The following is a 10,401-nucleotide window of genomic DNA, read 5'->3' as shown; positions in this document are numbered from 1 at the left end:
TCTGGCAAAAGTCTTACAGTCTCTAAACTCTAGCTCTCTTATGGGGTAAACCTTCAAGCTATCGCTAACTAACAGAAACCCGAAATTTGAGTTTTTATTAGAAAAAAAGTTAGCGATCACTTGTCAACCAAGGGTTTCAGAATCTGGATTCGGTCAGGAATTTCCGAAAGTCCCAGAAGAGCGTTATAGCAGTTCTCACACCTGTGTGGCACAAGTTAACCTTTGCTAATTAAGCTTTTCAACATCGATAATGTACCTCTTGCGAACAGGAAACGCTATAAATTGCTGCGTTACGCTTTGGCTAACGCACCTACGATTTATGTTTCTGTTTGTGGCTAAATTGACAAAAGTTGCTCAAAATATAACCTTAGCAACATAAATCGGCCTATTCCTAGGTAAGCTGAGTTGAGGATAAGCCGAAACCCTAATTTTACCCTAGCTGGTTAGCTCTATTCTTTCGTGGAAGTCATGGCAAAATCTCCTTAGTCCGATAATTCTTTGTACCAATCCCATCACACAAATGCCTATCTTCCTCCCTGACATTAATATTATTCTGCAAATAAACCCGCACCCAATCGCAACTACGCCCCATTAAAGCATCTAAATTCAATAAATTCGAGTCTGTTTCTACCTTCCAGAGTTTGATAGTGTTGTCCCAACTACCGCTCACCAAAGTCTTGCCGTCGGGACTAAAATTAACGCTATAGACATAGCTATCATGCCCCTTGAGGGTGCGGATTTCTTGGCCTGTTTCTACATTCCAGAGTTTGATAGTTTTGTCATAACTTGCCGTAACCAGTGATTTTCCATCTGGACTAAAAGCTGTAGTTGTCAGTGAACCGTCATGTCCCTTTAAAGTGAGAATTTCTCTGCCCGTTTCTAAATTCCATAATTTCAGAGTTGCATCTTCCCCAGCAGTTGCTAATGTTTTCTCATCTGGGCTGAAATTCATTGCATAAATAATAGTTGGCTCTGAAATCTTCGTTTCTTTACCACTATCAATATTAAAAAAATACAGAAACTTATCATCGGTCACTGCCATAAGTTTTTGATCCCAGCTAAAGCGAAGTATTCGAGGCTTAATTCCTTTTAAAAGAGAGACAACTTTAGGGGAAAGCGAATCCAAACCAAGCTTTAGGGTGAAATTTTGTGAAGACTCGTCTAAGGTACTAAATTCTTGGAAATTTGCTTTATCTCTGCTCAACTCAGCTTGAGTAGCTAACTGACGAGCCAAGGCTATTCTGCTTTGCCGAACAGCTACTTGCGTTTGCTGATTAGCTATTTGATACTGTATGAACGCAAAAGTACCCAATCCCGTACTAATTACCACCGCTACCAACGAACCCGCCGCAATCCCCCAAGCGGTTCTAATTTCGCGCCGCCTGCGGGCTGCTTCGGCTTGTTTTATCCGTTCTCGCTCCTGGAGACTCTGCCTGATAAAATCCTGTTCACTTTGGCTGATATCTTCTGGGCGTTGCCTCAATTGTTCTTCTGCCTCTGCCAACGCCGCCCCGCGCAACCATGAGCCTTCATCCCCTTGCGTCTTCTGCCATTGCCCCATCGCCCCCCGCAAACGCTCTTGCCAAGCGCGAAAAACCCTGTCTGTATCCATCCAGCCCCGCAATTCCCCCCAATTGCGAATCAGTGCTTCATGCACCACTTCCACCGTCTCCACCTGTGCCTCTTCACTGCGACTGGTGACAACTAAACGCGCATCCGCCAATTGTTTCACCAGCGCCCAATTTACCGCCCCCAATTCCGCTTTTGTCGCCAGCCGCCGCGTATCTTCTGTGCCTTCTCCTGGGCGCACCAATTGGATGAAAATGCGCCGCATCTGTTCCCGTTGCGCCTCACTCAGCTTGTCATATTCTTCATTGGCATGGCGGGCCAAAGCACCCTGCACTTGGCCAATTTCTGTATATGCCAGATGGGTTAACTGTTGGCCCTGTCGCCGCTGCCACAATTCCGTTAAGGCAAACTCTAGTAATGGCAAATTCCCCGGCTCACTCTCCACATCATCGAGGATGCGCTCCACCAGTCCCGCTTCAAATGTCACCCCCAATTTTTGCGCCGGTTTTTCAATAACTTCTGTGAGTTCTTCTCGGTTCATCGGCCCCAATTTCAAATCAGTATTTTGTAAGACATCGGCAAAGGGACGATAGGAAAGAGCATTCCCCAAGAAATCCGCCCGCATAGTTAATACCAACATCATTCCTACCCTTTCAAAGGGGAATGTAGTTAATTTATCGAGAAAATTACGGCGGATTGTTTCATCAGGACAGAGGGTATAAAGTTCCTCAAATTGGTCGGCAATTACCAGCACCCGTTCACTGGGATAATTGTGTTTGATTTGGGCAAAAACATCAGCTAGAGGAATGTCGCCATCACGCAAATAATTGGCTAACTGACGCGCTTGGGCGAGGCAGTCTGTCTCATTTAAATTAGTTGTATAAAGGGGAACTAATGCCAAAGCTAGGGCATGAAAAGGGTCAGAACCGGGACGAAAATGGGTAAACTGCCAGTGACCTTCTTGTTGCAATTTGGGGACTAATCCCGCAAAAACTACCGAGGATTTACCACTTCCCGACGCACCTAATAGGGGGATAAAATTACGGGTTTGGGTTGCCTGAAATAGGGTTTTAATAAAGCTTTTGCGCCCAAAAAAGTATTCTGCATCTCCTGGACCAAAATGAAACAAGCCACGATAGGGACAGGGCAGATTATCATCAGCAACATCGGCAGAATCAGCAGGGGCTATTCTTGCTTCTTCTCGATAATAGTAATTGGTAATCGTGATGGTTGCATTGCCAGTCCCAGAGGTAGCAGCATATTGAGCTTCTGTAATATTTTGTTGAATTTCGCTTGGTTCTGACATATCAACCATCCTGATTAATTAAAATACAGTCTCAGTCATCCTTAGATGTGCCATGCTCGGTGATGCCGCTAATACTAGCATTACCCGTGCCAGAGGTAGCAGCATATTTAACATTACTGATATTTTGGGTGATAATTTGTTGTCCACCGGGTTGTTCTTGGAGCTTGTCTAGTAAATCTTGGGCTAATTTAGTGATTTCATTATCTTTATCAACCCCGGCTTCGACAATTTTATCTTTTAACAAACCTTCAGCTTTCTTGATATCCTCTGGTTTTGCCTCTACCATTGCCTGTGCTAAAGCATCATTAGCAAACTTACGCTTAATCAAGGTTTTCAAACCTTGATATGTATCTTTAACGCCTTTTTCCGCCGTATCTTTAGCCGCAGCAACCGCACCGGCAGTCAAGGCGGCGATAATCAGAGAAACTGGTTCCATTGTTTGATACTCCCAATAAAATATTGCTGATTCAATCTTAGATCAAAACAATTTTTAATAGTAAGCCAAATCGCAATCAGCTAGAGAACTGGAATTTTACGGCCAAGCCACTAAGCCTTAAAAGTATTGCTATATAAGAATCGTAGCTGAAAAAGCCAAACAAGGTTTTTCCCTGTGGATGGGGTTTATCAGTTATGGGATTTGAGTTTTCAATTCACTGTTTACTGAACAATGAAAAAAGCTCCCTGATTATCGCCGATGATACCAACGGGTAAATAATTTTTCTAACTCCACCCAAACGAATAACAAGGTACTAAATCCCAAACAGATTAATAATTCTTCTTTAGTTAAAAATTGAGTACCGAAAAAATCCCGCAGGGCAGGAACATAGATTAACATCAGTTGAAAAATTGTCGTCAGGGTTACTGCTACCCAGAGATAGGGATTAGTCAAAGGATTCATTTCTATGGTAAGATGATCGCTCGATCGCACGGAAATGGCATGACCCATCTGAGCTAAACAGAGAGTAGTAAAAACCATAGTTTTCCATGAACCGGTATTACCAAAAAGCGGATCCAAGCGCACAGCGATCAACATTTGAGTGATATTAATAATCGAAAAAATAATCCCAATTCTCACGATATAACTGCCCAAACCGCGAGCAAAAATACTTTCTTGGGGACTAAAAGGAGGGCGACGCATAATATTAGGAGAAGCGGGTTCCACTGCCAAAGCTAAAGCAGGTAAACCATCAGTAACTAAATTCATCCAGAGAATTTGTAGGGGAGTTAGGGGAGTAACTAAACCCAAAAGAGGCGAAGCAGCGATAGTAATCACTTCCCCGATATTACTGCCGAGAATATATTTAATAAAACTGCGAATATTGTTATAAACCACTCGCCCTTCTTCCGTGGCGGCGACGATGGTGGCAAAATTATCATCAAGGAGAATCATATCACTAGCCTCTTTGGTGACATCGGTGCCGGCGATTCCCATGGCAATACCGATATCTGCTTGTTTTAGGGCCGGAGCATCATTCACCCCATCTCCGGTCATAGCAACAAATTTACCCTTTTTTTGCAAGGCGCGGACAATAGTTAATTTATGTTCGGGGGAGACACGGGCATAGATGTTAGTTTTGTCAATAATGTTTTCTAGCTGAATTGGTGATAATTTATCTAATTCTCGCCCTGAGATGACTAAAGCTCCCGCTTGGGCAATACCAAGACTTTTAGCCACCGCTAGAGCGGTTAATTGATGATCACCGGTGATCATAATTGGACGGATTCCCGCTTCTCGACACCTAGCCACGGCGATTTGTACCTCTGGTCGCGGTGCGTCGATCATACCGACCATTCCTAACCAAATTAGCTTATCTTCGCTGATTTCAGTTGATTCTGGCGGATAAATTAGTGTTTTATAGGCTAATCCTAAGACTCGTAAACCCCTGTTAGCCATAGCATTGTTAGCGACTAAGACTTTTTCTTTTTCCCTATCCCCAAAAGGAAGACTTTCTAATCCCGATTGGTAGGAGAGACACTGTTCAAGGATTAATTCCGGGGAACCTTTGGTAAATAGTACGCGATTGACTCCTTGACAAATGACCGACATTCGCTTTCTTTGGGAAGAAAAGGGGATTTCAGCGATTATAGGGAACTCTTGCTTGGTTAGGGATAAATTTAAGCCCGCTTTCGCCCCTAAAACTAATAAGGCTCCTTCTGTGGGGTCGCCTAAAATGCTATCGTGACCATTATCGAGGTTTAAACTGGCATCGTTGCAGAGGACACTGGCAATTAAGAGATGGTGTAATTCTAGATCGGTTTTGGGATCGATCGCCCGTTGCTCGGTGTCTAAAAATTGTCCTTTTGGGCTATATCCTTCTCCAGTCACCGAAAAATTGCGATTAATTGTCTCTATCTCCCGCACGGTCATTTTATTTTCCGTTAGCGTCCCGGTTTTGTCGGAACAGATCACATTAACAGAACCAAGGGTTTCTACTGCGGGCAGTTTGCGAATCAAGGCCTGACGTTTGACCATGCGTTGGGTACCTAGGGCGAGAGTCAGGGTGATAACTGCGGGTAATCCTTCGGGAACGACGGCTACTGCCATACTAAGGGAAACTTCGACTAATTCCTCTAGGGCCGACCAACCGGCATTGATCAGGCCGATGGTAATAGTCAGGGCTACTAGAATGAGAGAACCAGCAACAAGGACATTGCCCAAGTGAGTCATTCTTTTTTGGAGAGGAGTGGGTTCATTGCCGACTGTTGCTAACATTTGAGCGATTTTGCCTAATTCCGTGGTCATTCCCGTATTGGTAACGATGACCTTGGCCCGGCCTTGCAGTACCTCTGTTCCAGTAAAGACGAAATTTAAGCGATCGCCAAGGGGGGTATCCCTGTCTAAGGGGTCAATGGAGGCGGATTTGTTAACACTATTTGCCTCTCCTGTCAAGGCCGATTCGCGAATTTGCAGGTTAAAAGCTTCGATAATTTGGCCGTCGGCGCTGATTTGGGTTCCCGCTTCAATCAGCATGATGTCCCCAGGGACGAGATTAACCGCATCTATTTCTCTGCGTTGGCCCTCGCGAATAACATTAACTTGGGGAGAGGAGAGTTTTTTTAAAGCGGCCAGAGCTTTTTCGGCGCGACTTTCTTGCAGATAGCCGAGGATACCATTGAGGATGACAATTGTTAAAATAGCGATCGTATCTTTGAAGGGAACACCAATTTTAGCCAGATGACCGCGCTGCAATGCCAGTAAATCCAGTCCTCCGGAAATTATGGCCACGGCAATTAAGAGGAGTAGCATAATATTGGTAAACTGATCTAGGAGAATTTGCCAATTACTGCGCCCTGGACGTTCTTTTAGTTCATTTTTGCCATAATATTTAATTCTTTGGGCGATTTGCTCCCTATTGAGGCCATTAACAGCCGAACTACCGAGGATAGATAGGGTGGTTTCCACCGGATAGGTATGCCAAGGTTGTTGCAAGTTAAGGCTAGAATGGGCAGAATAGTCGGCATTAGCGGCCATGGCAAGTGAAGATAGTTGATCTAGATAGATCTTAGCCCTTTCTTTCCCCGGTCACGGAAAAAAACAAATGTTTAAACTGCCTCTCCCTGCTCATAGACAGTCTTAACGAGTAATGTAGATAAGTAGCTGGTTATAATTAAATTGAAGATAGATCCCCCCTGCCCCCCTTGATAAGGGGGGTGCCGATAGGCGGGGGGATCCCCCCTTGATAAGGGGGGTGTCTGAAAGTTTTTAACATCTACCTACTTAGTCAACAGCTTAGTAGGGTAAAGTAAACCAAAATTGTGAACCTTTTTCATCATTATTCATAATGCCAATTTCGCCTCCGTGAGCATGGATAATTTGACGACATAGATATAAACCTAGTCCTAAACTAATCTGATTATTATTATTGCCTCGTTGATAGCGATCAAATAATTGTTTTCTCTGGGTTTCGCTAATTCCCACTCCATTATCGGCAATAGTACACCGGAGATAATTACCCTCTAGTCTAGCGGATAAAGTGATAATTATCCCCTGGGGATTGTGTTTAAGGGCATTGGCTAATAAATTCTCAAAAACTCGCCAGAGATGGTGAGCATCGGCATTAACTAAGGGTAAATCGGGGGAAAAGTTATTAATTAAAGTTGCTTGATTTTCCTTTAATCTTAACTCCCATTCCTGACCGATCTGTTGAACGATTTCGTAGAGAGATAAAGGCTTTAGTGCTAGGGAAACTCCCCAAAGATCATTTTGTCGGGTTTCGACAAGAGAATCAATTAAAGTTAATTGTCGATCGCAACTGTTGGCCATCTGTTGTAAAATCTTCCGGGATACTTCTTTAGTTTCTCCCTGAGAATTTTTAATTAAATTATTTAAGATCATTGACATCCCGATCACGGGATTGCGGAGATCGTGAGAGACAGCATGAAGATAAATTTCTAAAGTTTCCTCAGTTTTTTGACGTTCTTTAATTTCGTTTTGTAGTTGTTTTTTTTGACGGCAAATAGTTAATTGATTTTCAATGCGGGCCATGACTTCTTCCCCTTGAAAAGGTTTAGAAATATAATCGACACCTCCCACTTGAAAAGCTTTGACTTTATCTAAAACATCATCAAGAGCGCTGATAAAAATCACGGGAATTTCTCTGGTTTTTTCATCAGCTTTTAACTGTTCACAAACTTGATAACCATTGAGATCGGGCATATTAATATCAAGGAGAATCAGATCGGGAATTAGCGATCGCACTGTATTCAGGGCCATCTGTCCATTAATCGCTTTGCGTACCTGATATCCCTTCTCGGTGAGCATAATCGACAATAGCCGCACATTATTGGGCAAATCATCGACAATTAAGACACTAGAGCGCGGTGTGGGTTGAGTCATGCCGGTTATTTTATAACTCAAACTATTTAGTAAGTAAGTGGTTATAATTAAATTGAAGATAGATTTTGGGTTCGATCCCCCCTGCCCCCCCTTGATAAGGGGGGTATCTGACAATTTTTAACACCTACCTACTTAAGAGTGTATAAAAAAACAGACGCGACACTCGCATCTGTTACAAAATTAACTATATTTTGAGGACAAGAACATCTAAGGATTTTCACCACCCACAGCGATGCCGGTACCATAAATCTGAGCATTTGTCAAGTTAATTCCCCCCATTGACGCACCCGTCACATCAGCATCATAGATCATGGCACTGGTGAAATTAACTCCATTGAGATTAGCTTGATTTAAACTGGCATTAGTCAGAAGAACTGCGGTTAAATTTGCGCCTTCTAGGTTAGCATCGGTCAAATCTGCGCCCTCTAAGTTAGCTTCCTCGAGATTAGCTCCCTGTAAATTCGCTTTTCTCAAATCTGCACCGATTAGATGCGCCCCTCTTAAATCGGCACCCCGGAGATCACACCCCGGACATTCCCCCGTATTCAATAATTGTTGCACCTGTCGGGGATTTTCCGCACCGACGGGGTTAATCAGCAGTAAGGAAGCTAGGGAACCTAGGGCAATCATTAAAGTCCTTTTCATCGTTTTAGCCTCCTCTTTCGTTTTCTTCTCTACTTTTAGGATAGGAAAAAAGCTGCTAATCAACTTCCCCCGATCGGGCTAATTCTCCTGTTATCTCACTTTTGCTTGCTTTTGCTAGTCGATCTCTCCTTTTATTACTGTTGCGATCGCTGCTCGGGCATTTTCCTTAAATTCCTTGACATCGACGCGACTTAATAACCAAACTGCCAGGATCATTCCCAATGCTTGCACGAGGAAAACTAAGCTATAGGCTAAAACCGGACTAGAAAAGATAACTTTACCGATATTTAAAATCGTACCGCCTAAAACCGTGGCCAATCCCCTGGCGATCGCTTGTGATAATCCCCAAGCGCCGATAAAAGTTCCCGCAGTTTCGGCAGCGGTTAAATCTAACATTAAACTGGTAGCTCCGGCGGTAATCATTCCCGAAGCTAAACCGAAAAAGAGCAAGCTTGATTTTAATAAACTTTGACTAGCAGAAAAGCCAGCAAAAATCAAGAGAATAAAACAAATTGTTGCAAAAATACAGCCATATTTAGTGGTTTTTTGTTTACCGATGCGGGGAATGAGCATAAATCCCGTGGCAGCAATACCAAAAAGGGTTCCGGTTCCCCAAAAAGCGTTTAATTGGGTGGTTTGGGCGATACACATCCCAAAAACCTCGCCCCCAAACGGTTCCATAATTGCATCCTGCATAAATAAACTCAAAGTCATCATCAGCAGAAAGGTGAAAAATAAACCGGTTTGCCGACTAGCGGTGAGAACCTGTAACGCATCCTTGAAGGTAATTTGATCCTCTCTTTGCACAAGAGTGGACCGACTACTAAAACGAGAATATTTTTTTTCTACGCCAAAAGTCGCTAAAATACAGAGAACGAAAACGATAGCGGGCATAATCGTGAACACGGGGTTAATTGTCGCCTGTAGTTGCGGAATATTGGCTATGGGGGCTGATTGAGTCGGATCATAGGTCAAAATATTTGTACCGCAGATATTGGGAGTATCCAGCAAACGAGAACTAACGATCGCCCCGACGACAATTCCCACCATCAGCATTGACCAAACTATAGCAACTAATTGCGATCGATTATCTTCATCGGACACATCCACTAAGAGGGCAGCAAAAGGGGTGGAACTGGCACTTAAAGCTAGTCCGTAGAGGGCGAAAATTAGGGCTAAGAGGGCAATCCAGGCGTAGGAAATGGTATTCCATCCCGAAGTTTGAATACTAAGTCCCAATTGCCAGACTACCTGCAAAGCAATAAAAGCTAAAGCGGTAAAAACTGCCGCCCCAATCCAGACATAACCGCTGCGATGATGACCGAAAATAGTTTTACCGTCGGATCTTTGCCCAAACCAGATGCGTGCTGGACTAACAAACTGGTGCATAGCGATCGCAGCTGCGGCGAGAAAGGGTAAAACTTTTAACTCATCGATCATAATCCGATTGAGAACCCCCAAAGTCAGCAGGGACATAATACCTAGTCCCATCTGAAAGAGTCCTAAACGAAACATGGTGAAAAGTCCCAGTTTTGGCAGGGGTTTTGGGGATGAGTGAGTAGAATGGGGAATATCGCTGGTAGCCATAGTTAAATCAATACGGGAAAAAAGCCGGTATTTAAAAATTTAACGCAGGACGAGCAGACATCTTCTGGGGATTTAAGTTTCTATCTCCGATAACCAAGCGGTCAGATCTGTCAAGCTAGTAAAATCGAGCAGCGCTTCTCCTAAAGTTTCTAATTGTTCTAGAGATAGTTCTCGGATTTGTTGGCTTAAAGTCGAGGATATTTCACCTAAACGACGGTTAAGTAGCCGTAGAATCAAAGAAACCGCTTCTTCTCGTCTTCCTTCCTCTCTTCCTTGTGCTTTTCCACTTTCCTGGATATCCTGATAAATAACTGATTCGCGCATAATTTCTTCCCTTAATAACTGAACTTCCCCCATACATATATACTATAATAGCCGAAAACCCTTATCCATCAATGGATACGCCCCTTAACTTTTCTTAATGTACCCATGTAATTTGTAACATTTCTTAATGGAC

General features: G+C 43.4%; 7 protein-coding genes. All 7 read right to left on the bottom strand.

All coding sequences use genetic code 11. The annotated features are described in order from the left end of the window. Positions 1–466 precede the first annotated feature (466 nt). Positions 467–2,875, bottom strand: coding sequence for a WD40 repeat domain-containing protein (locus EWV60_RS22060; protein WP_287234779.1), 2,409 nt, complete (start codon positions 2,873–2,875; stop codon positions 467–469). 31 nt (positions 2,876–2,906) lie between these two features. Then, the gene (locus EWV60_RS22055; RefSeq protein WP_012266550.1) at positions 2,907–3,311 is read right to left on the bottom strand and encodes a Het-E N-terminal domain-containing protein; all 405 of its coding nucleotides are present in this window, start codon (positions 3,309–3,311) and stop codon (positions 2,907–2,909) included. 249 nt (positions 3,312–3,560) lie between these two features. Further along, positions 3,561–6,347 carry a cation-translocating P-type ATPase gene (locus EWV60_RS22050; protein WP_287234775.1) on the bottom strand — a complete coding sequence of 929 codons (2,787 nt, stop codon included), beginning with the start codon at positions 6,345–6,347 and terminating at the stop codon, positions 3,561–3,563. 258 nt (positions 6,348–6,605) lie between these two features. Further along, positions 6,606–7,712: a hybrid sensor histidine kinase/response regulator gene (locus EWV60_RS22045; RefSeq protein ID WP_287234773.1), complete on the bottom strand. Its 1,107-nt coding sequence runs from the start codon at positions 7,710–7,712 to the stop codon at positions 6,606–6,608. 207 nt (positions 7,713–7,919) lie between these two features. Beyond that, positions 7,920–8,357, bottom strand: a complete 438-nt coding sequence (locus EWV60_RS22040; RefSeq protein WP_002735631.1) for a pentapeptide repeat-containing protein — start codon at positions 8,355–8,357, stop codon at positions 7,920–7,922. 114 nt (positions 8,358–8,471) lie between these two features. Beyond that, positions 8,472–9,944: a BCD family MFS transporter gene (locus tag EWV60_RS22035; protein WP_287234770.1), complete on the bottom strand. Its 1,473-nt coding sequence runs from the start codon at positions 9,942–9,944 to the stop codon at positions 8,472–8,474. Positions 9,945–10,016: 72 nt separating this feature from the next. Further along, entirely contained in the window at positions 10,017–10,268 is a 252-nt protein-coding gene (locus EWV60_RS22030) for a DUF4351 domain-containing protein (RefSeq protein WP_287234767.1), read from the bottom strand. Between the last annotated feature and the right edge of the window lie 133 nt (positions 10,269–10,401).

The sequence above is a fragment of the Microcystis sp. Msp_OC_L_20101000_S702 genome, from assembly GCF_007095705.1.
Lineage (GTDB): Bacteria > Cyanobacteriota > Cyanobacteriia > Cyanobacteriales > Microcystaceae > Microcystis > Microcystis ichthyoblabe_A.
Note: the sequence above shows the minus strand (reverse complement) of the source record. Positions and strands in the feature narration are given on the sequence as shown.